Source organism: Streptomyces ficellus, from assembly GCF_009739905.1.
Taxonomy (GTDB): Bacteria; Actinomycetota; Actinomycetes; order Streptomycetales; family Streptomycetaceae; genus Streptomyces; species Streptomyces ficellus_A.
Map to the genome: position 1 here is coordinate 2,253,092 of NZ_CP034279.1, position 26,621 is coordinate 2,279,712.

The window sequence follows — 26,621 nt, forward strand, 5'->3', positions numbered from 1 at the left end:
GTACCCGATTCTTGGGCCCGAACTCGCCAAACCCGCATCCTTTACGGGGACTTCACTTGACAGCCCCAATCCGCTTGGTGTACTCCGCCACGAAATCGCCGACCGAACGCTCAGGATTGGCCACGATGGCCGAAAGCAGATGCACGTACTCCTGAAGCCAACGGGCCACCGCACCGTCCGGGAAGTACCCGGACCGGTGGTTCGCGGCGATCACCGAGAACTGGTCGGTGAAGTGGATCTCGATCCTGAGCGGGTGCTCGGTCTGCGCCAGGACCTGGACCGGGGTCGCCGCCCCCAGGACCGACATCAGCCGGCCCAGCCCCGCGATCATTCCCGGCACGTTCTCGTTGACGACGTAGCTCTCGAACAGCGGCTCGCCCGCGGGTAGCCGGCCCAGCTCCTTCAGCGCCGCCGGCCTCACGTACTCGTAGTCGCTGATGGCCTTGATCCGGTCCTGGATCCCGGTCAGCCAGGGCAGCAGGGCAGCATCCGGATCCACCGTGGTGACCACCGGCAGGATGTTGAACATCAGACCCGCCGCCTGGTCCACGTCGACCGACGTGGTGCTGCGCCCCGACATGAGCGCACCGCTGACCACCCGGTCGGACCCCGTGATAGCGGCCAGCAGTAGCGACCAGGCTCCGTAGACCACGCTGTTGACGCTCAGTCCGTTGCCGCGGGCGAGGTCCGTGATGGCCGCGGCGTCCTCGTCCGACACCGCCACGAACTCCTGCTGGACCGGGATCGCGACGTCCGCGCGCCGCTCCCCGGCCGGCAGGGTGATCGGGGCGCCCGGCAGCGACACATCTTCCAGCTGACCGCGCCAGAAGTCCTCCGCCTCGCTCATGTCCCTCTCGGACTGCTCCTGGCAGAAGTCTCCGTAGGCGGCCGACGGCGGGATGACCAGCGGATCACGGCCCGAGGACAGGGCCTCGTAGGTGTCCAGGAGCGTCCGGACCATCATCGCGGCGCTCCAGCCGTCCTGCGCGAGCAGCGTGAAGAAGTGGATGTACTCCCACCGGTCGTCGGCCAGCTTGAACAGGCCGAGCCGGGTCTTGGGCAGCAGCCCGTGGAAACCGCGCCGCCGCTCCGCCTCGATGAAGGCCGCGATCCGGCGCTCCTGCTCCACCGGCGTGGCCGCCCGCAGGTCGAACACCTCGAAACCGATCTTCACACCGGTGCGGACCACCTGGATCCACCGGCCGTCCTCGTCCCGCACGTAGCTCGACCGCAGGGACGGGAACTGCTCGATGGTGTACTGCCACGCCTTCTCCAGCGCGACCGGCTCCAGCTTCTGCCCCTGGAACTGGAATCGCTGGTGAGTGATGTAGACGCCCGAGTCCGGCGCCTGGTCCACGTACTCCAGCGCGTTGCACTGCATCCCGGTGGCCGGGTACGCGTCCGCCGCGTCCGGGTAGAGGGACCGCGCCCACTCCAGCAGGCGCGCATCACGCTCCACCGTCGCCCGCGCCCTGACCGGACCGCGCGACTCGGCCAGCGCCGCGAGCTCCTGGATCGTCGGGCTCTGGAAGACGTCCTGGGGTGTGAGGGCCATGCCCTTGGCCGTGGCCCGGCTGACCATCTGGATCCCGATCAGGGAGTCACCGCCCAGGGCGAAGAAGCCCCGGTCGGCGGTGACCTCGTCCAGGCCCAGGACCTCCGCCCAGATTTCCGCCAGCTGCTCCTCGTACCTGGTGCGCGGCGCGACGACCTTCTCGGTCGGCCGCACCCCGCGCTGCGGCAGCGGCAGCGCGCCGCGGTCCAGCTTGCCGTTGGCGGTGACCGGGAACTCCGCCAGGGCGACGATCGCCGACGGGACCATGAACTCCGGCACCCGGTCGCGCAGGAACGTGCCCGCCTCGGTGGTCAGCCACCGGCCCAGCTCGGTCAGCCGCTCCTCCTCACCGGCGCCGGCCGGTACGGGGAGGCCGGGCGCGTCGTCCTCGGGGACGACGTAGGCGACGAGCTGCTTGTCCTGCGCGTCGGCGGAGATCTCCCGGGCCATCACGACCACGTCGCGCACGGCCGGGTGTTCGCGCAGCCCCGCCTCGATCTCCCCCAGCTCGATGCGCATGCCGCGCACCTTCACCTGGAAGTCGGTGCGGCCCAGGAAGACCATCGACCCGTCGGGCAGGAAGCGCGCCAGGTCGCCGGTGCGGTAGAGAGTGGCCCCGGGTTCGTGGGAGAACGGGTCGGGGATGAACCGCTCTTCGGTCAGCTCGGGCCGGTTGTAGTAGCCGCGGGCCACGCCGACACCGCCGATGAACGCCTCGCCAGCCGCGCCGATCGGGACCGGCCGCAGGTTGCGGTCCAGGATGTAGATCTGCGTGTTGGCGATGGGCGTGCCGATGGACACCGGGCCGTCGCCCAGGTCGCGCGGGCACTCCCAGCAGGTGCTGTCGACGGAGCACTCCGTCGCACCCCACAGGTTGTACACGGTCGCGGCGGGCAGCCGGTCGTGGACGCCCCGGATCGACGAGGCGGGCAGGTCCTCACCGCTGGCGATCACCCGGGTGACCGAGGTGCACCGTTCGATCCCCGGGTGCTGGAGGAAGACCCTCAGCATCGACGGGACGAAGTGCAGGGTGGTGACGCCGTGCTCCTGGATGAGGGTGGAGAGGTACTCCGGGTCCTTATGGCCCTCGGGACGGGCGACGACCATCCGCGCGCCCGTCATGAGCGGCCAGAAGAACTCCCACACCGACACGTCGAAGCTGAACGGGGTCTTCTGCAGCACCCGGTCGTCCGGCGTCAGACCGTAGTACTCCTGCTTCCACAGCAGCCGGTTCACCACGCCGCGGTGCGTCATCATCGCCGCCTTGGGGCGGCCCGTGGAGCCCGAGGTGTAGATCATGTACACCAGGTCGTCCATGCCGGCGGTGTTCGCGGGGCGAGTGTCCGGCTGGTCGGCGAACTCCTCGGGCCGGTCGAGCAGCAGGGTCCGCGCCCGGTGCTCGGGCAGCCGGTCGGCCAGGTGCCGCTGGGTCAGCAGGATGCCCGGGTCGGTGTCGGAGAGCATGAACTCCACCCGCTGGCGCGGGTAGGTCGGGTCGATGGGCAGGTAGGCGCCGCCGGCCTTCATGATGCCGAGCAGACCCACGACCATCTCGACCGACCGTTCCACGGAGATGGCCACCGGCTGGTCGGGGCCGACGCCCATCTCCCGCAGGCGGTGGGCCACCCGATTGGCGCGCCGGTCGAGTTCGGCGAAGGTGACGTCCTCGCCCTCGAAGGTCACCGCGACGGCGTCCGGCGTGCGGTCCGTCCGGTCCTCGATCAGGGTGTGCAGGCAGCGGATCTGCTCGTCCGGGTACCGGCGGTCGGTGTCGTTCCACTCGACGAGGATGCGGTGCTCGATCTCCGGCGGCAGGACCGGCAGTTCGGAGACCCGTCGCTCGAGTGATCCCGTGAACGCCTCCAGCAGGACCCGGTAGCCACCGAGCAGCCGCTCGATGGTGGCGTCGTCGAAGAGGTCGCTGTCGTACTCGGCGTCCACGAGCAGCGCGTCGGGCAGCTCGGTCACCGAGATCTCGATGTCGAACTTGGCGGTGCCGTTGTGGACCTCCATCACGTCGGCGAAGGCCGCACCGCCGGGTCCGGAGTTCCCGCTGTGCCGCTTCATGTCGAAGACGACCTGGAACAGCGGGTTGGCGGAAGCGCCGCGCTCCGGGCTCAGCTCGGCGACGAGGGCGTCGTAGGGGACATCCTGGTACTCGAAGCCGTGCTTGACCGTGTCGCCGACCCGGCCGAGGAGCTCGGCCACGGTGGGGTCGTCGCCCAGCCCGGTCTTGAGGACGACCGTGTTGACGAAGAAGCCGATCAGGTCCTGGACGGCCTCGTGCTGGCGGTTCGCCATCGCGCTGCCGACCACGACGTCGCCGTTGTCACCGGTGTCGCCCGCGTAGCGGTGCAGGACGACCTTGAGCGCGGACAGCAGTGTGGTGAAGAGCGTCACCCCGCGCTCGGCGCTGAAGGAGCGCAGCGCGGCGGCCAGTTCCCCTTCCACCCGGAAGCTGGTCGCACCGCCGTGGAAGCGCTGGACGGCCGGGCGCGGCCGGTCCGTCGGCAGCCTGGAGCCGGCGGTGACGTCGCCCAGCAGCGCGCGGAGGTTCGCGAGTCGGGCGGCGAGCCGGTCGTCGTCCAGGGAGCGGCGCTCCCACACAGCGTAGTCGGCGAACTGGACGGGGAGCGCGGGCAGTGCCGGAGCCCGGTCCTCCGCGAAGGCCCGGTAGGCGGCCTCGATCTCGCGGCCGAAGACACCGCCCGACCACGCGTCGGCGATGATGTGGTGCAGGTTGACGACCATCCGGTGGTCGTCGTCGCCCAGCCGGAACAGCGTCACGCGCGTCAGCGGACCCCGGGCGAGGTCGAACACGTGCCGCGCCTCCTCGGCGACGAGCCGCTCGTAGGCGGCCTCCCGCTCCTCGGCGGTCGCCCCCGGGACGTCCACGACCGGGACGGGCAGGGTCAGGGTGGGGGCGATCTCCTGCCAGGGCGTGCCGTCGGCGCTGGGGAACGTGGTGCGCAGCACCTCGTGCCGTCCGACGACCTCGTTGACGGCCCGTTCCATCACTTCGGGCCGCAGCGCACCCGCCAGGGGCAGCGCCATCACCACGTTGTAGGCGGGGCTGTCGGGCACCAGCTGGTCGAGGGCCCACAGGCGCTGCTGGCCGAACGAGAGCGGGAGGCGTTCGGCGGCCCCGTTCCGGCGCCGCTCGGCGGCGACGCGCAGCAGGCCGTCGTCCGGCGTGCCGCCGTCGGCGCGCTCGGCCACCTGTTCCGCGACGTACCGGGCCAGGTGCGCCGGTGTGGGCTGCTCGAACACCATACCCACAGGCAGGTTCAGCCCGGTCGCCCGGTTGAGGCGGTTACGGGCCTCCAGCGCCGTCAGCGAGTCGAAGCCGAGGTCGAGGAACGCGCCGTCCACCGCGATGTCGTCGGGCGAGCCGTGCTTGAGGACCGCCGCGACGGTCCGCAGGACCAGGTCGAGTGCGGCGGCGTGCCGCTCCTCCGCCGTCCCGGTCAGGAGCCCGGCGCGGGTCTCGTCCCGGTCGTCCTCCTCCGGCAGGGCGGCGAGGGCGTCCGGCTCGTCCGCCGTGTCGCCGGAGGTGACCGTGTTGATCCAGAACCGCTTGCGCTGGAACGGGTACGTCGGCAGCTCGGCCGGTGCACCGGATCCCTCGGGCAGCACCGACGGCCAGTCCACGGCGACACCGCCGGTGTACGCCTCGGCCATCGCGGTGAGCAGCTGGGCGCGGTCGCCCCGGTTGTTGCGCAGCGTGCCCAGCGCGCAGAACGGGGTGTCCTGGCCGGCGAGCGTCTCCTCGACTGCGGGGACGAGCACGGGGTGCGGACTGACCTCGATGAAGGAGTCGAAGCCCTGACGGGCGAGGGCTGCGACGGAGTCGGCGAACCGGACCTGTCGGCGCAGGTTGCGGAACCAGTAGTCGGCGTCGGCGCCGACGGTGTCCAGCCAGTCGCCGGTGACGGTCGAGAAGAACGGCACCTTGGAGCGCTGCGGGCGCACCGGGGCGAGCCGCTTCAGCAGGACCTCGCGCAACGCGTCGACCTGCGGGGTGTGCGACCCGTAGGTGACCGGCACCCGGCGGGCGCGCACGCCGTCGGCCTTGCACTGCTCGACCAGCTCGTCCAAGGCGGCGGCCTCCCCGGCGACGACCGAGGACGTGGGGCTGTTGACGGCGGCCACGGCCAGGCGGCCCGCCCACGGCGCGAGCCGGTCGGCCAGTTCCCCGGCGGGCAGTGCGACGGCGGCCATGCCGCCACCGCCGGCCATGACCCGGACGATCTCCTGGCTGCGCAGCGCGACGACACGGGCCGCGTCCTGGAGGCTGAGCGCGCCTGCCACGTACGCGGCGGCGATCTCGCCCTGGCTGTGGCCGATCACGGCGTCCGGCCGGACCCCGCGGGCGCGCCAGACCGCGGCCAGCGACACGGCGACCGAGAACAGGGCGGGCTGGACGACGTCGTCCCGGTCGAGGCCGGGCGCGCCGGGCTCCTCGCGCAGGACGTCGAGCAGCGACCAGTCGACGTGGGGGCGCAGGGCCTCGTCACACGCCTGGAGCTCACGGGCGAAGACCGGTTCGGTCTCCAGCAGTTCGACCCCCATGCGGGCCCACTGCGAGCCCTGACCGGGGAAGACGAACACGGTGCGGCCGGTGGTGCGGGCCCGGCCGGTCACGGTGGCGGCGTCCTGGCCGCCGGCGGCGAGTTCGCGCAATCCGTCGAGGAACTCGGAGCGGTGCCGGGCCACGAGCACGGCGCGGTGCTCGAAGACGGTGCGGGCGGCGAGGGCACGGCTGACGTCGGCGGGTGCGGCGTCCTCGTCGGCCTCGGCGAACTCCAGCAGGCGGGCGGCCTGGTCGCGCAGGGCGGCGGCGGAACGGGCCGACAGCGTCCAGGGCAGCGGGCGGTCGTCCGCGGGTGCGGCGGGGGCGTCGGCGGAAGGCGCCTCCGGCTCGGGCGCCTGCTCCAGGATCACGTGCGCGTTGGTGCCGCTGATGCCGAACGACGACACGGCGGCTCGGCGCGGGGCGCCGGTCTCGGGCCACGGGCGGGTCTCGGCGACCAGTTCGACGGCACCCTGTGACCAGTCCACCTGCGGGGTGGGGGCGTCCAGGTGCACCAGTCCGGGCACCTGGCCGTGGCGCAGGGCGAGGACCATCTTCATCACGCCGAGGACACCGGCCGCCGCCTGGGTGTGGCCGACGTTCGACTTCAGTGCGCCCAGGAGCAGCGGGCGGTCCTCCGGGCGGTGCTGCCCGTAGGTGGCGAGCAGGGCCTGCGCCTCGATCGGGTCGCCCAGCGTCGTGCCGGTGCCGTGCGCCTCGACGACGTCGACGTCGGCCGGCGTCAGGCGGGCCTCGTTCAGGGCCTGGTGGATCAGGCGCTGCTGGGCCGGCCCGTTGGGGGCGCTGAAGCCGCTGCTGGCGCCGTCCTGGTTGAGCGCGGAACCGCGGACGACCGCCAGGACGCGGTGCCCCAGGCGCCGGGCGTCGGACAGCCGCTCCAGCGCGATGACGCCGACGCCCTCGGACCAGCCGGCGCCGTCGGCGGCGGCGGAGAAGGGCTTGCACCGGCCGTCGGGGGCGAGCAGTTGCTGCCGCGACAGCTCGACGAAGGCCTGCGGCGTCGCCATCACGGTGGCGCCGCCGACGAGGGCCAGCGAGCACTCGCCCGAGCGGAGAGCGCGGCCCGCCTGGTGCAGTGCCACGAGCGACGACGAGCAGGCGGTGTCGACGGTCATGGCCGGGCCGGACAGGCCGAGGGTGTAGGAGATCCGTCCGGAGGCGAGGCTGCCGGAGCTCGTGTTGCCCAGGTAGTCGTGGTACATGAGGCCGACGAACACGCCGGAGTCGCTGCCCGCGAGCGTCTTCGGGTCGAGCCCGGCGCGCTCCAGCGCCTCCCAGGAGCACTCCAGCAGCAGCCGCTGCTGCGGATCCATGGTCATCGCCTCGCGCGGCGAGATCCCGAAGAAGGCCGCGTCGAAGTCGCCCGCGTCGTGGAGGAAGCCGCCCTCACGCACGTACGAGGTGCCGGGGTGGGCCGGGTCGGGGTGGTAGAGCGCCTCGGTGTCCCAGCCGCGGTCGTCGGGGAACGGACCGACGCCGTCCCTTCCCTCGGCGGCGAGGCGCCACAGGCCCTCGGGGGTGCTGACGCCGCCGGGGAGCCGGCAGGCCATACCGACGACGGCCAGCGGTTCACCGGCTTCGTCGGTCAACTGCTCGTGTCGCCGGCGAAGCCGCTCGTTCTCGACCAGCGAAGCCCGAAGCGCCTCGACCAGCGAGTCGGAAGAGGTGTCCAATGCAGTCTCACTCCCACATGATGTGTCGTACGGCCTGGTGGGTCGGGGCACGGTCACGCGTTCCCGAGCTGTTCGTCCAGCAGGTTGAAGAGTTCCTCCGGTGTGGCGGACTCCAGGGGGGCGGCGTGGTAACCGGGGGCTCCGGACCACGTGCGCGTCAGCTCCTTGAGCCGGGCCACGAGGTGTTCGCGCGCGGTGTCGTCCAGCGTGGTGGCCGACAGGGTCGCGCTCAGGTTGTCGAGGGCCTCGTGGACGGCACCCTCGGCGGCCGGGGCGCCGGGCGTGCCCGGCCCGTTCGCCGCCGCCTTCCCGTCCCGGAAGTGGGTGTCCAGGAATGTGGCGAGCGCCGCCGGGGTCGGGTAATCGAAGACCAGGGTGGCGGGGAGCCGGATGCCGGTCACCGTGCCGAGCTGGTTGCGCAGCTCGACCGCGGTGAGCGAGTCGAAGCCCAGTTCCTTGAACGGGCGGTCCTCGTCGACGGTTTCACCGCCGGTCCCGTCGTGGCCGAGGACGGCGGCCACCTTGGCGCGGACCAGCGCCACGAGTTCGTCGAGCCGTTCGGCGGCCGGCAGGTCCGCGAGCCGGTCACGCAGGGGGCCGTCGGTGTCCGCGCCGGTGCCGGATCCCTCGCCGCCCCGGCCGGGTGCGGCGGGCCGCACCCGCAGGAGCGAGCGCAGCACCGGCGGCACACCGCTGGCCTGGGCCGCGGCGTGCAGCGCGGGGAGGTCGAGGCGGGCGGTGACGAGTTCGGGCGCGTCGTGGACGTGCGCGGCGTCGAGCGCAGCGTCGAGGAGCGCCAGGGCCTCCTCGGCCGGCATGGCGACGATGCCGGGGGCCGCGAGCCTCCGCATGCCGGCTTCGTCCAGGTCCCCGGTGATGTCGCTGCTCTCGTCCCACAGGCCCCACGCCAGCGACGTGGCGGGCAGGCCGAGCCGGTGGCGGTGCCGGGCGAGGGCGTCCAGGAAGGCGTTGGCCGCCGCGTAGTTGGCCTGGCCCGCGCGACCGAGCACGCCCGACAGCGAGGAGAACGTCACGAACGCCGTGAGGTCGTGTCCGAGGGTGAGTTCGTGCAGGTTGAGCGCCGCGTCCACCTTGGGGCGCAGGACGCGGTCGAGGCGCTCGGGGGTCAGTGAGGTGACGATGCCGTCGTCGACCACACCGGCCGTGTGGACGACCGAGGTGAGCCGCCGCTCAGGGGGCAGGGAGGCGAGCAGCGCGGCGAGCGCGTCGCGGTCCGCCACGTCGCAGCGGGCCACGGTGACGTGCGCGCCCAGGGCGGTGAGTTCCGCGACGAGGGCGTCGGCGCCGGGCGTGGCGGTGCCCCTGCGGCCCACGAGCAGCAGGTCGCGTACGCCCTTCTCCGCCACCAGGTGCCGGGCGACGAGGCCGCCGAGCACGCCGAGGCCGCCGGTGATCAGGGTGGTGCCCCGGCCGTCCGCCTCGGCGGGGGCGGGGGCATGTGCGGCCGGGACGCGTACGAGCCGGGGCACGAGGACGGTGCCGGCCCGGACGGCCGTCTCCGGTTCACCGGTCGCCACGGCCGCCGTCAGCGTCTCGGCGGCCACCGGGTCCGGTCCGGCCGCGTCCACCAGGACGATCCGCCCCGGGTGTTCGGCCTGGGCGGAGCGCACCAGGCCCCACACCGCCGCGCCCGCGAGGTCCGTGGGGGTCGTGTCGCCGGCCGGCGCCACGGCGCCGTGGGTGACGACCACCAGCCGCGAGTCGGCCAGGAGGTCGTCCCGGAGCCACTCCTGGACGAGCCCGAGCACCCGGTCGGTGGTGTACCGGACCGCCGCGGCCGTGTCCGGCGACGTACCGTCGCCGCCCTGCCCGTCGTCGTCGGCGGCGGTGACGGGAGCCACCGGGGCGAACACGAGTTCCGGCGGCGGGGTCCCGGCCCCGGTCGCGGCGAGGAGCGCGGGGAGGTCGGCGTAGGGGTGGCCGGACGCGCGGGCCGGGTCACCGGCGCCGCCGATCACCGCGCACCGCTCGGGGCGGGTCACCGGGCCGGCCGGTGTGGCGGCCGTCCAGTCGAGCCGGAAGAGGGCGTCCCGGTGGGCGTCCGCGGTGGCCCGCAGCTGGTCGGCGGTGACGGGCCGTACGGTGAGCCCCTCGACGGACACGACCGGCGTGCCGGTGGTGTCGGCGGCCAGCAGCGTGAGCTCGTCGCCCTCATGGCGCAGGGCCACCCGCAGGGCGGTGGGGCCGGTGCGGTGCACGGTGACGCCGCGCCACGCGAAGGGCAGCCGCAGGGGCGCGGGGCCGGGCTCCCGGTCGAGCCGGTCGGCGAGCACGGCGTGGAGGGCGGCGTCGAGCAGGGCGGGGTGCGGGCCGAAGGCCGCCGCGTCGGTGAGCGCGGCCGTCTCCGGGGCGACCTCGGCGAACAGCTCGTCGCCGCGCCTCCACAGGGCGCGCAGTCCGCGGAAGGCGGGGCCGTACGACAGCCCGAGGATGGCCAGCCGTCCGTACAGGGTGTCGACGTCCACCGGGATTGCCCCGGGCGGCGGCCAGACGCCGCGCAGCTGGTCCCAGGCGCCGCCTTCGGGGCGGGCGGTCTCCTCGGGCCGCAGGGTCCCCTGGGCGTGCCGGGTCCACGGCGAACCGGCGGGGCCGTCCTCGGGGCGGGAGTACAGGGTGAGCGCCCGGCGGCCGGAGTCGTCCGGGGAGCCGACGGCCACCTGGAGGGTGAGGGCGCCCTCGTCGGGCAGGACGACCGGTGCGTGCAGCATGAGCTCCTCGACGCTGCCGGGGCCCGTGCGGGCGGCCAGGTGGGCGGCGAGTTCGACGGTGGCGGTGCCGGGGAGCAGGAGTGTGCCGGCGACGGCGTGGTCGGCGAGCCAGGGGTGCATCCCGGCCGCGAGCCGCCCGGTGTGGACGGCCGCGCCGTCCACACCCGCGTCGTCCGCCAGGTCGACGGTGGCGCCCAGCAGCGGGTGGTCCACGGTGTGCAGCCCGGCGGCCCGGACGTCCCCGGCGGACGGGGCGGGGGCGTCGAGCCAGAACCTCCGCCGCTGGAAGGCGTAGGTGGGCAGAGGTACGTGACGTGCTCCGCCGCCCGCGAGGAGGGCGTGCCAGTCGACCGGGCCGCCACCCGCGTGCAGCAGGCCCAGCGAGGTGAGGAAGCGGTCCGGTCCGCCCTCGTCGCGCCGCAGGCTCGGGACGACGGTCGCCTCGGCGCCCGCCTCCTGGAGGAGTTCCTCCAGGCCGTAGGTCAGCACCGGGTGGGCGCCGCACTCGACGAAGGTGCGGTGCCCGTCCGCGAGGAGGGCGCGCACGGCGCCCGCGAAGTCCACGGGGCGGCGCAGGTTCTCGAACCAGTACTCGGCGGTCAGCGCGGCGCCGTCGAGGGGGCCGCCCGTGACGGTCGAGTAGAAGGGAACTCTCAGCTCGCCCGTCGGGAACGTGCCGATGGTGTCGAGGAGTTCGCGCCGTACGTCGTCGATGTGGGCGGAGTGGGAGGCGTAGTCGATGGGGATGCGGCGCGCGGGCGTCCCCTCGGCCTCGCAGACGGCCAGCAGTTCGTCCAGGGCGTCCAGGTCACCGGAGACCGCGGTGGCCGCCGGGCCGTTGACGGCCGCGACGGTGAGCCGTCCGTCCCAGCGCTCCAGCAGCTTCTCGACGTCGGCGACCGCGCGGGGCAGCGAGGCCATACCGCCGCGGCCCGTGATCGCGGCCCTGATGGGCCGGTTGCGCCGGGCGACGATCCGTACGGCGTCGGGCAGGGACAGCGCCCCGGCCACGCAGGCAGCGGCGATCTCGCCCTGGCTGTGGCCGACCACCGCGGTGGGCCGGACGCCGCAGGACTCCCACAGCGCCGCGAGGGAGACCATCATGGTGAACAGGGCGGGCTGGACGACCTCGTCCTCGTCCAGGGCGCGGGCTCCCGGCGTTCCGCGCAGCACGTCGACGAGCGACCAGTCGAGGTGGCGGTCGAACTCGTCGAGGCACTCGCGCACCCGGGCGGCGAAGACGGGGGACGTGTCCATCAGCCTCCTCCCCATGCCGGCCCACTGGGGGCCCTGGCCGGGGAAGACGAAGACGGCGCCGGACCGGCCGCCGGCCGCCGGTGCCACGCCCTGGACCAGCTGCGGTGCTGTCTCCCCCGCCGCGAGCGCCGTCAGCCCGGCGGTGAGCTGCCGCCGGTCGGCGCCGACGACGACGGCGCGGTGCTTCAGGGCGGAGCGGCCGGTGGCGAGGGTGAGGGCGATGTCGGCGTCCGCGAGGGCCGGTTCGGTCCCGAGGTGGTCGAGCAGCCGGGCGGCCTGGGCCCGCAGCGCGGGAGCGGACCTGGCGGACAGCAGCCAGGGGACGGCGGGCAGGGGCGTGGCGACGGGCGCGGGGCGGTCGGCGGGGTCGACGTCGGTGCGGGTGCTCGGGGGCGCCTGTTCGATCAGCGCGTGAACGTTGGTTCCGCTGAGGCTGAACGAGGAGACCCCGGCGCGGCGCGGCGCCCCGGTATCGGGCCACGGCGTGTTTCGCCGAAGCAGTTCGACGCCGTCGGAGTCCCAGTCGACGTGCGGGGTCGGTTCGTCGATGCCGATGCTGGCCGGCAGGACACCGGCGCGGAGGGAGAGCACCGTCTTGATGACGCCCGCGAGACCGGCCGCGGCCTGGGTGTGGCCGATGTTCGACTTCACCGAACCGACCAGCAGGGGCCGTCCGGCCCGGCGCTGAGCGCCGTAGGTGGCCAGCAGTGCCTGTCCCTCGATCGGGTCACCGAGGGTGGTTCCGGTGCCGTGGGCCTCGACGGCGTCGACCTGGTCGGGGGTGAGCCGGGCGTTTGCGAGGGCCTGGCGGATCACCTGCTCCTGGGCAGCGCCGCTGGGGGCGGTGAGGCCGTTGGAGGCGCCGTCCTGGTTGACCGCCGTCCCCCGGACAACCGCCAGCACTTCGTGCCCGGCGCGCAGGGCGTCGGAGAGCCGTTCGAGGACGAGTACGCCGACACCCTCGGAGAAGGCGGTGCCGTCCGCGCCGGCGGCGAAGGGCTTGCACCGCCCGTCCGGGGCGAGACCTCCTTGGCGGCCGAACTCGACCAGCATCGCCGGGGTCGACACGACGGCCGCGCCGCCCACCAGGGCGGTGGTGCACTCGCCGCCGCGCAGCGCCCTGCACGCGTCGTGCAGGGCGACCAGCGCCGACGAGCACGCGGTGTCAATGGTGACGGCGGGGCCTTGGAGGCCGAGGGTGTAGGCGATGCGGCCGGAGGCGAAGGCGGCTCCCGCCCCGTTGATGAAGTAGCCGTCCAGACCGGCGGAGCCGGAGGCGGTGAGGTGGGCGGCGTAGTCGCCGCTGATGATCCCCATATAGGCGCCGGTGCGGCTGCCGTGCAGGGAGTCGGCCGGGATTCCGGCCCGCTCCAGCGCCTCCCAGGCGGTCTCCAGCAGGAGCCGGTGCTGGGGGTCCATGGCCACCGCTTCGCGTGGCGAGATCCCGAAGAAGTCCGCGTCGAAGTCAGTGGCGTCGTCGAGGAAGGCGCCGAAGGTGCGCAGGGTGTCCGTGCCGTCCGGACCCTGCACCGTGAGTTCGTCGAGGTTCCAGTTGCGGTCGTCCGGGGTGCCGGACACCACGTTCCCGCCGGCGGTCAGCAGCCGCCAGAGGTCTTCGGGGGTCCGTATCCCGCCCGGGAAGCGGCAGGCCATCCCGACGATCGCGACGGGTTCACCGCTCTCGACGGCCTCCAGACGCTCGCGGGTCTCCAGCAGCTCCGCGGTGACTCGCTTGAGATAGCCGCGGAGTTTGTCCTCTGTGCTCACCAAAACCTCGTCCCCCGTGGTGACCGCATGGCAAGGAATCCTTGTCCATAAGCCTCCACGCCGGGGAAGTGCCGGAACAGGCAGAACCGGCGGCGAAACCACAGAAATCCGGAACAGTGAATTCCATTTGTGTTCCGTCAGCCCGTCGCCACCACTTCGGGACCACCGATCCGGATGCCACTTGAGTTATCTTGACAGCCAGGGCTAGCCTGCCCGTCGGGGGAAATTCGCGTATCGCTCTGTGCGCACCTCCGCCCTGCTTCCCGTCCTTTCCCGCCGACGCGGAACACACACCCGGAAATTGCACTGACCCGACGGAGGTCGACCGTGGTATTCCAGCCCACTCGAGGAAACCTGCCCGCCCGCTTCGGCCCCGGCGTCCCCGGCGTTCCGGCCATCGGCCCCACGACTCTCGACGCCGAGGTCTACCGCGACCCCGAGCGCTACGAGCAGGAGCGGATCAAGGTCCTCAATCGCAGCTGGCAGATCATCTGCCGGTCCGAGCAGGTGGCCGAGCCGGGCGACCACCACGTCTGGGAGGGCCACGGCGAGAGCATCGTCATCACCCGGCGCGAGGACGGGGGCCTCGACGGCTTCCACAACGTCTGCGCGCACCGGGGTGCCCGGATCGTCGCCGAGAGCGGCACCAAAGCCCGCCGCTTCACCTGCAAGTGGCACAACTGGGCGTACGACACCGAGGGCAGGGTCACCGGCGTCCCGGACCGGCCCGACTTCGACGCCACCATGCTGGCGGGCCTCTGCTCCCCGGCCGTCGACGTCGACGAGTGGGGCGGCTGGGTGTGGGCGGTCCTGGCCGGCCCCGGGGTGGCCGGCCCGCTGAAGGACTGGATAGCCCCCGAGGTGCGGGACGACCTGGCGGCCTTCCGCATGGAGGACATGAAGCTCGTCGAGAAGGTCGAGTGGGAGGTCGACGTCAACTGGAAGGTCGCCATCGACGCCTTCAGCGAGTACTACCACGCACAGGCGCTGCACGGCATGGGCGGCAAGGAGGCCAAGGACGCCCGCCACTCGACGATGCACGTGCACGGCCGCAACGGCATGTACTTCGTCCCCTTCCTCGGCGTGCTGGAGGACCTCCTGCGGACCCTGGACCACACGCGCTACGCGATCTGCAACTACCAGCTCTTCCCCACCGCCGTGGCCAACTGCCAGGCCCTGCACACCCAGGTCTTCCGGGCCGTGCCGCTGGGCGTCACCAAGACCCGGTTCGAGGCGTGGGAACTGCGCTACGAGACGGACGAGAACGACGACCCCGAGTACCTGCGGCAGGTCGACTTCTTCTGGGAGATCTACAAGGCGGTCGTCCAGCAGGACATCGACGAGTGGACCGACGTCGCCGCCACCACGCACTCCTCCGCGTACCGGACGAACATCCTCAGCAAGCGGGAGTGCATCATCGCGCACTTCCACCGCGTCATCGAGGACATGCTCGCCGGCGGCGACGGCCTCGGCCTGGAGCCCGCTCCGGCCGAGGACGGGGCGGACGCGCCCACCGGCTGAGCGGACCCCGGGGCCGGTGGCCGTCCCCGCCCGCCGCGCGGGACGGCCACCGGCCCCCCACGGGCGACCGCCCGTGGGGGGCCGGGCCCGCACGACGCGCAGCACGACCACGGGCGTACCGGAGGACCGAATCCTCCGGTACGCCCTGTGGCGTGCGCGCCCGGCTACCGGCGCGGCAGCTCGCGGTCCACGACGCCGGCGACCTCGTCGATGTGCTCCGCCAGGTAGAAGTGCCCGCCGGTGAACGTCTCCAGGGTGAACGGCCCGGTCGTGTGCTCCGCCCACGCCCCCGCCTCCTCGGCGGTCAGGGTCTCGTCGTCCACACCCGCCAGGGCGACGACGGGGCAGTCCAGCTTCGGACGCGCCGGGTCGTACCGGTAGGTCTCAATGGCGGTGTAGTCGGCGCGCAGCGGCGGCAGGATCATGCGCAGCACGTCCCGGTCCTCCAGGATGCGCGCGTCCGTACCGCTCTGACTGCGCAGCACCTCCACCAGGCCCTGGTCGTCGAGCAGATGGATACGGCTCTCCCGGTCCCTGGACGGCGCCCGCCGGCCGGACACGAAGAGCGTCGAAGGCGCCGTGCCGAGCCGCTCCCGCATCCTGTTCGTCACTTCGAAGGCGATGGCCGCGCCCATGCTGTGACCGAAGAAGGCGACGGGCTCTTTCAGCAGTGGTTCGAGCGCGGTGTACGCGGCGTCGGCGAATTCACTGATCGTCGTCAGAAAAGGGTGGCTGATCCTGTCCTGCCGGCCGGGGTACTGCACGGCGAGAACCCGGGCCCTGTTTTTCAGGGACTGGGAAAGCGGACGGAAATAACTCGCCGATCCGCCGGCGTGCGGAAAACACACCAGCGGCGTCGCACCCGTGGGCGCGGGCACGAATTGACGAATCCAGACGTCGTCCAGCACGATCTCGCTCATTGAGGTTTCCGTTCCTTGGGGATCGGCACGGCGGAATTTCCTCGCCGGCCGGGGATCACAGGTGCCCGGCGAGCCGCCGGCCGGCGCCGGACTCGAGCCCGGGCAGCGCGGCGAGCCCTTCCAGCAGCCGGTCGACGTCCTCCTCGGAGGTGTAGGGCGCCAGGCCCACCCGCACCCCGCCCTCCTCGTTCAGACCGAGGCGCCGGGCGGCGTCCGCCGAGTAGAAGGTCCCGACCCCGGTGTCGACACCCCGGGCGGCCAGATGGCGGTGCACCTCGCGCGGGTCGTGGCCCGGGAAGGTGAGCAGCAGGGTGGGCGCCCGCAAGGCGGCCCGCGAGTGCACCGTGACGCCCCCGAGGGCGGCCAGGCCCCCTTCGAGCCGCACTCGGAGCCGGTCCTCGTGCTCCTCCACCGCCGTCAGCGCCGCCGTCAGACGGTCGGCCCGGGGGGCGTCGGCGGGCCGCAGACCGCTGAGCCCCGCCCAGAAGTCCACCGTCGCACGGACGCCGGCGAGCACGCCGTAGGGCAGGATGCCGAGCTCGAACCGCTCGGGAACGGCGTCGGTCGAGGCGAGCAGCTTGTCGGGGCTGAGCGTCTCCAGCAGCGCCGTACGGGCCGCGAGGACCCCGAGGTGCGGTCCGAGGAACTTGTACGCGGAGCAGCTGAGGGAGTCCGCGCCGAGCGCGTCGAGGTCGACGCGGGCGTGCGCGCTCAGCTGGGCCGCGTCGACGTGCAGCAGGGCGCCCACGCCGTGGGCAAGCTCGGAGATCGCCCGGATGTCGGGGCGTGTGCCGATCAGGTTGGACGCGGCGGTGACCGCGACCAGACGGGTGCGCTCGGAGAGCACCTGGCGCAGGTGGTCGGGGGTGAGTTCGCCGGTCGCCGGATCGAAGTCGGCCCACCGGACGGTGACCCCGGCGGCCTGGGCGGCCTGCTCCCAGGGCCGGATGTTGGCCTCGTGGTCGAGGCGGCTGACGACCACCTCGTCGCCCGGCCGCCAGGTCTTGGCCAGCGTGCGGGAGAAGTCGTAGAGGAGCTGGGTGGAGCTGCGCCCGAAGACGATGCCGCCCGGGTCGGCGCCGAGGAAGTCCCCGAGCGCCCGGCGCGCCGACACGACGATCGCCTCCGCGTTGCGCTCGCCCGCGGTACTGCTCCCCCGGTTGCACAGCGGGTCGGAGAGGGCGTCCACCATCGCGTCGATCACGGGCTGCGGTATCTGGGTGCCGCCCGGGCCGTCGAAGTGCGCGGACCCGGCCTTGAGGGCGGGGAACTGCGCGCGGACGGCATCGATGTCATAGGGCTGAAGGTTCGTCACGGGCGCTCCGTTTACGCTGCGGAAGATGACGTCATCCCGCCAGTCGGACGTCGTCGTCCCCCGCCGGTGGCGTCACTGCCGGTCCCTGTCGCCGACCGTTTCACCTCGATGATCCACCGGTCCTCGAGTCCGGTACAGGCAGAACAGATGGAGAAATCAAGCCGGACGCGCCCCGCGCCGCCGCTCAGTGGCGGGGCGCGTTGCGGGACCGCTGCACCTTCGTGGTGCGGCGGTCCTTCGCGTTCCAGCACGCCTTGTGCCAGTGCCGCCGGTCGTCCACGCCGCCGTAGTCGGGCCAGGCCACCACGTGCGGCACGCCGGACGGGATCTCCTGGTCGCAGCCCGGGCAGCGGTACCGCTTGCCGCCGGCGGCGGCGCCCGCCACCTGCCGGACCGACCACTCCTCGCCCTGCCAGGACTCGGTGCGCTGGAACCCCCCGTACCGGTCGCCCGACTCGCCGCTGTTCTCGTTCGGCTTCTCGCCGCCACGGGGGCGGTTGCGGCGCGGGGACACGGAACACCTCACTGGGGCGGAGCGCGGACATGTGCCCGTCCAGCCTAAGACCCGCGACGGTGGGTGGTCGTGCGGTCCGGCGGGGGTGAGCGGTACGAGTTACCGGAAAATCGCAACAACTTGCCGCCGGGCCGTTGCCTTTGGCACCTGCCAGACGTTGATGCCGGTGAGGGGAGCCGCGTCGGCCGGTCAAGGAGGCATAAGGCGATGCGTGTGGGAACTTTTGTACTGGCGGCCCAGTTTCCCGGCCAGGGCCAGGGGGAGGCGCTGCACCGGGCGGTGCGGTCGGCGGAGGTGGCCGAGGAGGCCGGACTGGACTCGGTATGGCTGGCCGAGCACCACTTCGTGCCGTACGGCGTGTGTCCGTCCGCCGTGACGCTCGCCGCGCTGCTGCTGGGCCGGACGCGCCGCATCCGGGTGGGGACGGCCGTGAGCGTGCTGCCGACGGCCCATCCGGTGGCGCTCGCCGAGCAGGCCGCGCTGCTGCACGTCACCTCCGGCGGCCGGTTCACGCTGGGCGTGGGCCGGGGCGGGCCGTGGGTGGACCTGGAGGTGTTCGGCGCGGGCCTGGAGGCGTACGAGTCGGGCTTCCCCGAATCGCTGGACCTGCTGCTGCGCTGGCTGCGCGAGCCGCGCGTCTCGGGGGACGGGCCGCGCCACCGGTTCCGCGAGGTCGCCGTCGTACCCAGGCCGCAGGAGCTGCTCGACGGGGACGCCGCCCTGGAGACGGTGGTGGCCTGCACCTCCCCGCGGAGCGTGCGGCTCGCGGCGGAGCGGTGCCTGCCGATGCTGCTCGGGATGCACTGCGGGGACGAGGAGAAGGCCGAGGTGGTGGCCCTGTGGCGGCGCGAGGCGCTGGCCGCCGGCCACACCCAGGACGCGGTCGCGTCGGCCGCGGCGGGGCACGTGTCGGCGGGTGTGGCGCAGATCGCCGACCGCACCGAGGACGCGGCGGAGACGCTGCTCAAGGCGATGCCGGGCTGGCTGAAACAGGGGCTGGACGCCCATGTCACCGTCGACGGCAGGCACCGCACGATGCGTGACCCCGTCGCGTACACCGAACTGCTGTGCCGGCTGCACCCGGTGGGTTCGCCCCGGGTGGCGGCGGACCGGCTGGCGGCGACCTCGGAGCGTACGGGCATCACGCGCTTCGCTCTGCTCGTCGAGGGCTCCGGGGACGTCGCGGCCACGGAGGAGAACGTCCGGCGGCTGGGCGCGGAGGTGGCCCCCCGGCTGGACTGACGGCCACCATGCTGCCGCCCCTGCACCGGTCGCGCCTCCCGCGATACGGAGCGGCAGCACCAGGTCGTGTCGCGAAGCGCGAGGTTCCGGACACTCCCCCAGGGCCTGTCTTTCGGACCGTGCCGGGCTGATCCAAAAGACACGCCCGGGCGTCAGCAGTCGCGCAGGGTCGGCGACTGGTTCAGCAGTTGGGCTCGTACGGAGGTGAAGCGGGCGAGCCGCTCGTCGACCGTGGAGTCCAGCGGGAACACCGCCACGCGGTGGCAGTTCTGGAACGCCAGACGGACGCCGAAGTGCCGCTGGAGCGCACCCCGGATCGCGTCACTCGCCAGTGCGCGCAGCAGCTGGCCGCGCGCCTGCTCGTCCGGCGGCGGCGTCTGGTTGTCGGCGAACGCACCACCGTCCACCTTCAGCTGGGCCACCAGAGAGCTGATCATCTCCCATGCGTAGGGCAGGGAGGTCCGGACGCAGTCGACGAAGTCGGCTTCGTCGACCTCGCCTCGCTCGGCCTGTTCCAACAGCGCCGGTGAGACGTCGAGCGACATGGGTTCTCCTCTCGCGACCCCGGGACCCCGGGGCCTTACGGGCAGGGAGGGAGGACGCCCCCCGCACGACACGCTGCGTGCACGAGCGACAACCTCCCGCTTCCACGGTAAGCGCGCTGTCCGGAGCGCACCAGGAGATTGGGTGTACAACCGGCCATGGGAGTTGGGGAGTTTAGGACCGAATCGCGCGGAAGAGCGTGCGTCTTGTAGCGTTGCCGACCATGCGTCTCGTCATCGCCCGCTGCTCCGTGGACTACGCGGGCCGGCTCACCGCCCACCTGCCCTCCGCACCCCGTCTGATCCTGGTCAAGGCTGACGGCAGCGTGTCCATCCATGCCGACGACCGGGCGTACAAACCGCTCAATTGGATGTCGCCGCCGTGCACCCTCAAGGAGGGCGACGACCGTGTTTGGACGGTCGTGAACAAAGCGGGCGAGAAACTGATCATCACGATGGAGGAAATCCTCCATGACTCGTCGCACGAGCTGGGCGTCGACCCCGGCCTCATCAAGGACGGCGTGGAAGCACACCTCCAGGAGCTGCTCGCCGACCGGATCGAGACACTCGGCGACGGGTACACGCTGATCCGCCGTGAGTACCCGACCGCCATCGGGCCGGTCGACATCCTCTGCCGCGACGCGGACGGCACGACCGTGGCCGTGGAGATCAAGCGGCGCGGCGAGATCGACGGCGTGGAGCAGCTGACCCGCTATCTGGAGCTGCTGAACCGCGATCCCCACCTGGCGCCGGTGAAGGGCGTCTTCGCCGCGCAGGAGATCAAGCCCCAGGCGCGCGTGCTCGCGACGGACCGGGGCATCGGATGCCTGGTGCTGGACTACGACGCGATGCGCGGCATCGAGGACGACAAGCTGCGGCTCTTCTGAGCCTTTTTCCTCCGCGGACGGCGGCCCCGGTCTCCTCCGGGGCCGCCGTCCGTGCGAGGGGTCAGGCGTCCGTCCCGCTCGGCGACGGGCCGCTGCTCGTGGCGGGTGCGCTCTGGGTGGCCCCGCCGGCCCCGCCGGTCTCGGTGCCGCCGCTGCTCGTGCCGCCCCCGGCGCCGCCGCCCGTGGGATCACCCGTGGTGGAGCCACCGGTGGTGTCGCCCGTGGTCGAACCGCCCGTGGGGTCGCCCGTGGTGGACCCGCCGCTCGGGTCACCGGTGGTCGAACCGCCCGTCGGGTCCGTGCCGCCCGTGGTCGGCGACGAGCTGCCGCCCGTCGTGGGCGACGAGCTGCCGCCCGTGGTCGGCGAGCTGCTGCCACCCGTGGTCGGGGACGAGCTGCCGCCCGTCGTGGGGGACGAACTGCCGCCCGTGGTCGGCGAGCCGCTGCCGCCCGTGGCCGGCGACGAGCTGCCGCCCGTCGTGGTCGGGGAACCGCCGCCCGTGGTCGTCCCGCCCGTGGCGGCGGAGGGGTCGCCCGAGGGGGTGGACGGGGTGCCCGTGCCCGTCTCGCCGGGATCGGCCGAACCGGGCGCGCCGGAGGTGCCGGAACCCGGACCGGAGCCGCCCGTGCCGCCGCTGTCGCCACCCCCGTCGCCCGGGTCCCGCGTGGAGCCCTGCCCGGGCTCGTCCGCGTCGGCGCCACCGCTCCCGCTGTCCCCGCCGGCCGGCTGGTCGGACGTGACCCGGCCCGTGCCGTCCTTGCCGTTCTCGCCGCCGCCGGAGGTCGCTCCCAGGGTCACCATCGTGCCCAGGACCGCCGCGAGTACGGCGCCCGCGCCCGCGGCGACCAGGTTGCGCCGGGCGCCGGACAGGATGGTGCGCCGCGCCGCGGGCCGGGCCTCCGGGGCGGGCGGCTCCTGGTGGGCGACGAGCGTCTCGGCCGCCCCGCCGCCGATCCCCGGCAGGCCCGCGGCCTTCTGGAGCGGCACGCCCGCCGGTACACCACCGGGCGGGGACGCCGACTCCTCGTACCGCGCCGCGGGCACCTCCTCGCCCGACGCCGTCCGGCCGCCCGGCAGCGCCCCGCGCTCCCGGTCCGCGACCAGCGCCAGGGCGCGCCGGCCGGCGACCGTGCCGCGCTTGTCGGCGAGCGCACCGCGCATGGCGATGGACGCCTCCAGCTCGGCGCGGGCCCGGTCCAGGTTGCCGGCGCACAGCGCGAGCACACCCAACTCGTGGTGGAAGTAGGCCTCCTCGGCCACCTCGCCCGCGTGCCGCGCGGCCTCCGCGCCGGTCCGCAGCGCCCGCTCCCAGGCGCCCCACTGCAACCCGGCCGCGAACGCGGGCGCCGCGCTGCGGGCGAGGGCGACCGCGGTGGCGGCGTACTCCTCCTCGTCCTCCGCGTCGCCCCCGCCGCGGGAGGGGTCTTCGTCGTCCGCGGCGTCGGCGGCCGGCCCGCCGAAGACGTCCGCCGCCCCGGCCGCTCCCGCACCGGACCCGCCCTGGCCCGGCCCGCCGGCGTCCGCGGCGGCCTGCACGAGCGCCGTCAGCGCGGCCAGTACGGCGTCCGCCTCGACGGCCACCCGCTCGGTGCCGACCGACGGGTGGCCGACCCACCAGGCGTAGTGGTGGGCGGCAGTGTGGGCGCGGCCGGCGGCGCCCTCGTCGTAGCCCTTGGCCACGAGCTGGGCCATGACCCCCGGGGCGAGCCGGTAGCGGGTGCCGACCGGGGTCAGCAGCCCGCAGCGCAGCAGCTCGCCGAGCGCGGCGTCCGCGTGGGTGTCGTTGACGAGCGCCGGCAGGTGCGCCTGGTGCGGCACCTCCCCGCCGAGCGCGACCGCGAAGCGCAGGGTCTCGCGGGCGGCCTCGGAGAGCCGGGACGCCAGCACCGGGGCGGGCGCCGCGCCGTCGCCGAGGGTCGGCAGCGGTGCCTCGCGGACGTCGGTGAAGACGCTGTCCTCGTCGTCGTCGCCGGACGGGCCGGCGCGCAGTTCGTCGCGCTGCCGCAGCAGGGCGCCGGCCTGGACGAAGCGCAGCGGCAGGCCCTCGGACTCGAACCAGAGGTCGCCGGCCCAGTTCGCCTCGTCGTCGGTCAGGGCGCGGTCGACACCGCGCTCCAGCAGCTCCAGCGCGGAGCCGCGCTCCAGCCCGGGGAGGAAGACCTCTTCGAGGGGGCAGTCGGCGGTGGGCGCGGCGACGTCGGGCGTGGCGGCGAGCAGGAACGCGCACTCGGGGGTGGCGTCGAGCAGCTCGTCCAGCGCGGCGCCGCCGAACTCCAGGTCGTCCAGGACGACGACGGCGCCGATGCCCCGGACGGCGGCCTGGAGCCCGGCGCGGTCGGGGCGGTGGGCCGGTGAGCGGTGCACGGTGGCGAACAGTTCGTACAGCAGCTCGGTGGGGGTGCGGTGGTGGCCGGAGAGGCGGACCACACCGTCGGGGGCGAGGTCGGCGCAGTCGGCGGCGACGGCGTCGAGCAGCGCGGTGCGCCCGGAGCCGGCCGGGCCGGTGAGGCGTACGGAGCGGCCCCGGGACAGCAGCCGGACGAGCCGCTCGCGTTCCTCCTGGCGCTCCAGGAGCGGCAGTGGCGGAGCGGCGGGGCCGGGCGGTACGGGCGGGCCGGACGTGCGGGACAGCTCGGCGCGCTCCTCGGGGGTGCGGCGGCCGGGCGGTTCGGGCAGGCGTCCGGGCGGGCACGGTTCGATCTCGCTGCCGTCTATCGGGTTGACGGTGAGCAGGAGGTCGCCGGAGACGAGTTGGGTGGTGCGGGCGGGGCCCGGCGGGGTGCCGCCCTGCCCGAACGCGTGCGCGGGGCCGCCGTCGCGCGGGGTGCGCGGGCGGCCGTCGTCGTGGCCGAAGTCTTCCGGTCCCCGGTTGATCGGGTCCATGGTGAAAGCCCCCAAAAGCGTGGTGCGCGGAAAAGCCCCTCCCGGCCTTGTCGCACGCCCGCTGTCGCTTCTGGTCCGGTGCCCGCCGGGTGGGTCCGTCATTCGGCAGGCGACCGAACCCTAGACGTTCGCTCAGTATGAATGAAGAGCCGGGGTGGCACGGCGCCCAAGACGTCACCTTCTTGTGAGGATTACGCGCTTGATGCTGCGGTGGGCCGTGCTCTTTCCGTTACACCCGGGGCAACGTTTCGGCGGCGATGCCGCCCTCGATGGCGAGGATGCGGTGCAGCCGGGTGGCCACCAGCAGGCGCTGCATCTGGGGCGGTACGCCCCGCAGCACCAGCCGGCGGCCGCAGCGGCCCGCTCGCCGGTGGGCGCCCATGATGACCCCGAGGCCCGTGGCGTCCCAGGAGTCGAGGCCGGTCAGGTCGAGCACCAGGTCGCCGGCTCCGTCGTCGACGGCCGAGTGCAGGACCGTACGGGCGTCCGCCGCGCTGCGGACGTCGAGGCGGCCCCCGACGACCAGCTCGGCGTGGTCGCCCCTGATGTGCATATGCGCTCCCCGAGAGTGCGTCGTCTGCGTCTTTCGTCGTCACGTACTTCTATGCAACAACTGACTGCCTCACCGCCGGACCAGTTGCGCCTTGTAAGCGAACCGATACCGAATTCACCCCGAGGGGTGATGGTGAGGGGGTCGAGACGGCTCAGTGCTTGTAGAAGCCCTGCCCGCTCTTGCGACCGATGTCACCCGCGTCCACCATCCGGCGCATCAGCTCCGGCGGTGCGAACTTCTCGTCCTGGGACTCGGTGTAGATGTTGCCGGTGGCGTGGAGCAGGATGTCCACGCCGGTGAGGTCGGCGGTCGCGAGCGGGCCCATGGCGTGGCCGAAGCCCAGCTTGCAGGCGATGTCGATGTCCTCGGCGGAGGCGACGCCCGATTCGTACAGCTTCGCGGCCTCGACGACCAGGGCGCTGATGAGACGGGTCGTCACGAAGCCGGCGACGTCGCGGTTGACGACGATGCAGGTCTTGCCGACCGACTCGGCGAACTCGCGGGCGGTGGCGAGGGTTTCGTCGCTGGTCTTGTAGCCGCGTACCAGCTCGCACAGCTGCATCATCGGCACGGGCGAGAAGAAGTGGGTGCCCACCACGCGCTCCGGGCGCTCCGTCACGGCGGCGATCTTGGTGATCGGGATGGCGGAGGTGTTGGAGGCGAGGACGGCGTCGTCGCGTACGAGCTTGTCGAGCGTACGGAAGATCTCGTGCTTGACCTCGAGCTTCTCGAAGACGGCCTCGACCACGACGTCGGCGTCGGCGACGGCCTCCATGTCGGTGGTCGTGGTGATGCGGGCCAAGGCGGCCTCGGCGTCCGCGGCTTCGAGCTTGCCCTTGGCGACGAACCTGTCGTACGAGGCCTTGATGCCGTCGGTGCCGCGGGTCAGGGCGGCGTCGGTGACGTCGCGCAGCACGACCTCCCAGCCCGCCTGGGCGGAGACCTGCGCGATGCCGGACCCCATGAGTCCGGCCCCGATGACGGCGAGCTTCCTGGCCACGATCTTCCCCTTAACACCCGTTTACAATTCGGCTCTTCGCGGAGGTTAGCGGGCGCGCACGGCACTGTGGCGCCGAAGAGATGCGCGTCACGTCTCAGATGACGGACATCACATCGATACGGGCCGCGGGGTGAGCCGGCCGCCCGTGAGCCGGGTCACTCGGCCGGCCTCACGGCGTACTCCAGCACCTTGCGCCCCATCAGCTCCTCCATCTCGTCGAGCAGACCGAGCGCTTCGCGGGCGACCTCGGCGACGTCCCGCCGCTTGACCATCTCGGTGCCGATCCAGCCCATGAGCGTGCCGTGGATCCAGGAGAGCTGCCCGGCGACGAGGGTGGGCATCGGGTCGCCGTCCGTGGCGCCGGTCTCCTGCGCGAGCGTGGTGGTGAGGTCCGCGAGGACCTCGTGCTGGATCGCCCAGAGGCGGGAGCGCAGCGCGTGGGCGTCGGTGATGACCCGCATGAAGTCGGCCCAGCCGGCGAAGAGGCCGATCGCGGGCGACTGGCCCACGACGGCCGCACGCAGTTCACGCAGGACCGCGGCGGCGGCGGATTCACCGGACCGGCGGCCGCGTACATACCGGGAGAGCCGGTCGATGACGTCCTCGACGCGGTCGAGGAAGAGGTCCTCCTTGGCGGGGAAGTAGTTGTACACCGTGTTGACGGAGACGTCGGCCGCCTTGGCGATCTCCGCGATCGTCACGGCGTCGAACCCGCGCTCCAGGAACAGCCCCGTGGCCACGTCGGAGATGTGCTGCCTGGTCTGCCGCTTCTTGCGCTCCCTCAGGCCTTCGGTCACCGCCATGCCTTCATCCTAGCTTTCTGGAGACGCTTAAAACTTGGAGTCGTTGCAAAGTTTCAGTGACTCTGTTTTCCTACTGGCATGCCCATCATCGAAACGGCCGGACTGGCCCACACCTTCCGCACCCGCGGCGGCCCCGTCGAAGCCGTCCGCGGCATCGACCTGGCCGTCGAAGCGGGCGAGATCCTCGGCTTCCTCGGCCCCAACGGAGCGGGCAAGACCACCACCCTGCGCATGCTCACCACCCTCCTCCCGCCGACCGGCGGCACCGCCACCGTAGCGGGCTGCGACCTGGCCGCCGACCCTGTAGGCGTCCGGCAGCGCATCGGATACGTCGCCCAGTCCGGCGGCGTCGACTTCAGCATCTCCGTACGCGAGGAACTGGTCACCCAGGGCCGCTTCTACCGCCTGTCCAAGGCCGAAGCGGCCGCCCGGGCCGACGAGCTGGCCCGCGAACTCGACCTCCACGCCCTGCTGGACCGCCCCTGTGCGGCGCTCTCCGGCGGCCAGCGGCGACGCCTGGACATCGCCATGGGACTCACGCACCGCCCCGAGATCCTCTTCCTCGACGAACCCACCACCGGCCTGGACCCCGGCAGCCGCGCCGACCTGTGGCAGCTGGTGCGCCGGCTGCGCGACACCCACGGCATGACCGTCTTCCTCACCACCCACTACCTCGACGAGGCCGACGAACTGTCGGACCGGCTCGTGGTCGTCGACAAGGGCGCGGTCGTCGCCGAAGGCACCCCGACCGCGCTCAAGGAGCGGTACGCCGGATCGGCCGCCGCGTCCCTCCAGGACACCTTCCTCGCCATCACCGGACGCGGACCCGCGCCCGTCGACGCGGCCCCCGTGGCCATCTAGGAGC

13 protein-coding genes and 1 pseudogene are annotated in these 26,621 nt (G+C 73.1%); 4 read left to right on the top strand and 10 right to left on the bottom strand.

What is annotated here, in order from left to right; all coding sequences use genetic code 11:
• Positions 1-52: 52 nt before the first annotated feature.
• Positions 53-7,798, bottom strand: a pseudogene (locus EIZ62_RS09545) (amino acid adenylation domain-containing protein); the annotation flags it as partial.
• A gap of 77 nt (positions 7,799-7,875) precedes the next feature.
• Positions 7,876-13,575 (bottom strand): type I polyketide synthase, encoded by a 5,700-nt coding sequence (locus tag EIZ62_RS09550; RefSeq protein WP_244375586.1) that lies wholly within the window; start codon positions 13,573-13,575, stop codon positions 7,876-7,878.
• A gap of 327 nt (positions 13,576-13,902) precedes the next feature.
• On the opposite strand from EIZ62_RS09550, the gene EIZ62_RS09555 reads away from it, so the two are divergent.
• A complete protein-coding gene (locus EIZ62_RS09555; RefSeq protein ID WP_156692279.1) occupies positions 13,903-15,096 on the top strand; it encodes an aromatic ring-hydroxylating oxygenase subunit alpha in 1,194 nt (397 codons plus the stop codon).
• 164 nt (positions 15,097-15,260) lie between these two features.
• Here EIZ62_RS09555 and EIZ62_RS09560 read toward each other — a convergent pair whose 3' ends face one another.
• The 3 genes from EIZ62_RS09560 to EIZ62_RS09570 all read right to left on the bottom strand — a co-directional run bounded on the left by EIZ62_RS09560 (position 15,261) and on the right by EIZ62_RS09570 (position 17,845).
• A complete protein-coding gene (locus EIZ62_RS09560; protein ID WP_156692280.1) occupies positions 15,261-16,016 on the bottom strand; it encodes a thioesterase II family protein in 756 nt (251 codons plus the stop codon).
• A gap of 55 nt (positions 16,017-16,071) precedes the next feature.
• On the bottom strand, positions 16,072-17,331 hold the full coding sequence (locus EIZ62_RS09565; RefSeq protein ID WP_156692281.1) for a cysteine desulfurase-like protein: 1,260 nt from the start codon (positions 17,329-17,331) through the stop codon (positions 16,072-16,074).
• A 184-nt stretch (positions 17,332-17,515) separates the two neighbouring features.
• Positions 17,516-17,845 (bottom strand): ATP/GTP-binding protein, encoded by a 330-nt coding sequence (locus EIZ62_RS09570; protein WP_156692282.1) that lies wholly within the window; start codon positions 17,843-17,845, stop codon positions 17,516-17,518.
• Between the two features lie 207 nt (positions 17,846-18,052).
• On the opposite strand from EIZ62_RS09570, the gene EIZ62_RS09575 reads away from it, so the two are divergent.
• Entirely contained in the window at positions 18,053-19,087 is a 1,035-nt protein-coding gene (locus EIZ62_RS09575) for an LLM class flavin-dependent oxidoreductase (RefSeq protein WP_156692283.1), read from the top strand.
• A 152-nt stretch (positions 19,088-19,239) separates the two neighbouring features.
• On the opposite strand, the gene EIZ62_RS09580 is transcribed toward EIZ62_RS09575, so the two are convergent.
• Positions 19,240-19,632: an SCO5389 family protein gene (locus EIZ62_RS09580; RefSeq protein WP_156692284.1), complete on the bottom strand. Its 393-nt coding sequence runs from the start codon at positions 19,630-19,632 to the stop codon at positions 19,240-19,242.
• A gap of 221 nt (positions 19,633-19,853) precedes the next feature.
• Here EIZ62_RS09580 and nucS point away from each other — a divergent pair, with 221 nt between their 5' ends.
• On the top strand, positions 19,854-20,516 hold the full coding sequence (gene nucS, locus EIZ62_RS09585) for an endonuclease NucS (RefSeq protein WP_208827845.1): 663 nt from the start codon (positions 19,854-19,856) through the stop codon (positions 20,514-20,516).
• Positions 20,517-20,577: 61 nt separating this feature from the next.
• On the opposite strand, the gene EIZ62_RS09590 is transcribed toward nucS, so the two are convergent.
• The 4 genes from EIZ62_RS09590 to EIZ62_RS09605 form a co-directional block, all read right to left on the bottom strand.
• Positions 20,578-23,400 (bottom strand): ATP-binding protein, encoded by a 2,823-nt coding sequence (locus EIZ62_RS09590; protein WP_156692286.1) that lies wholly within the window; start codon positions 23,398-23,400, stop codon positions 20,578-20,580.
• A 229-nt stretch (positions 23,401-23,629) separates the two neighbouring features.
• A complete protein-coding gene (locus tag EIZ62_RS09595; protein ID WP_031073773.1) occupies positions 23,630-23,953 on the bottom strand; it encodes an STAS domain-containing protein in 324 nt (107 codons plus the stop codon).
• 151 nt (positions 23,954-24,104) lie between these two features.
• Entirely contained in the window at positions 24,105-24,953 is an 849-nt protein-coding gene (locus EIZ62_RS09600; RefSeq protein ID WP_156692287.1) for a 3-hydroxyacyl-CoA dehydrogenase family protein, read from the bottom strand.
• Positions 24,954-25,108: 155 nt separating this feature from the next.
• Positions 25,109-25,750, bottom strand: a complete 642-nt coding sequence (locus tag EIZ62_RS09605) for a TetR/AcrR family transcriptional regulator (RefSeq protein WP_156696303.1) — start codon at positions 25,748-25,750, stop codon at positions 25,109-25,111.
• A gap of 84 nt (positions 25,751-25,834) precedes the next feature.
• Here EIZ62_RS09605 and EIZ62_RS09610 point away from each other — a divergent pair, with 84 nt between their 5' ends.
• Positions 25,835-26,617, top strand: a complete 783-nt coding sequence (locus EIZ62_RS09610) for an ABC transporter ATP-binding protein (protein WP_156692288.1) — start codon at positions 25,835-25,837, stop codon at positions 26,615-26,617.
• Positions 26,618-26,621: the final 4 nt, after the last annotated feature.

Excerpts from the sequence above, each read along its gene's own strand:
- EIZ62_RS09560 (WP_156692280.1), bottom strand. The coding sequence starts at position 16,016 with ATGAGCGAGATCGTGCTGGACGACGTCTGGATTCGTCAATTCGTGCCC.
- EIZ62_RS09575 (WP_156692283.1), top strand. The coding sequence starts at position 18,053 with ATGCGTGTGGGAACTTTTGTACTGGCGGCCCAGTTTCCCGGCCAGGGC.
- EIZ62_RS09580 (WP_156692284.1), bottom strand. The coding sequence starts at position 19,632 with ATGTCGCTCGACGTCTCACCGGCGCTGTTGGAACAGGCCGAGCGAGGC.
- nucS (WP_208827845.1), top strand. The coding sequence starts at position 19,854 with ATGCGTCTCGTCATCGCCCGCTGCTCCGTGGACTACGCGGGCCGGCTC.
- EIZ62_RS09590 (WP_156692286.1), bottom strand. The coding sequence starts at position 23,400 with ATGGACCCGATCAACCGGGGACCGGAAGACTTCGGCCACGACGACGGC.
- EIZ62_RS09595 (WP_031073773.1), bottom strand. The coding sequence starts at position 23,953 with ATGCACATCAGGGGCGACCACGCCGAGCTGGTCGTCGGGGGCCGCCTC.
- EIZ62_RS09610 (WP_156692288.1), top strand. The coding sequence starts at position 25,835 with ATGCCCATCATCGAAACGGCCGGACTGGCCCACACCTTCCGCACCCGC.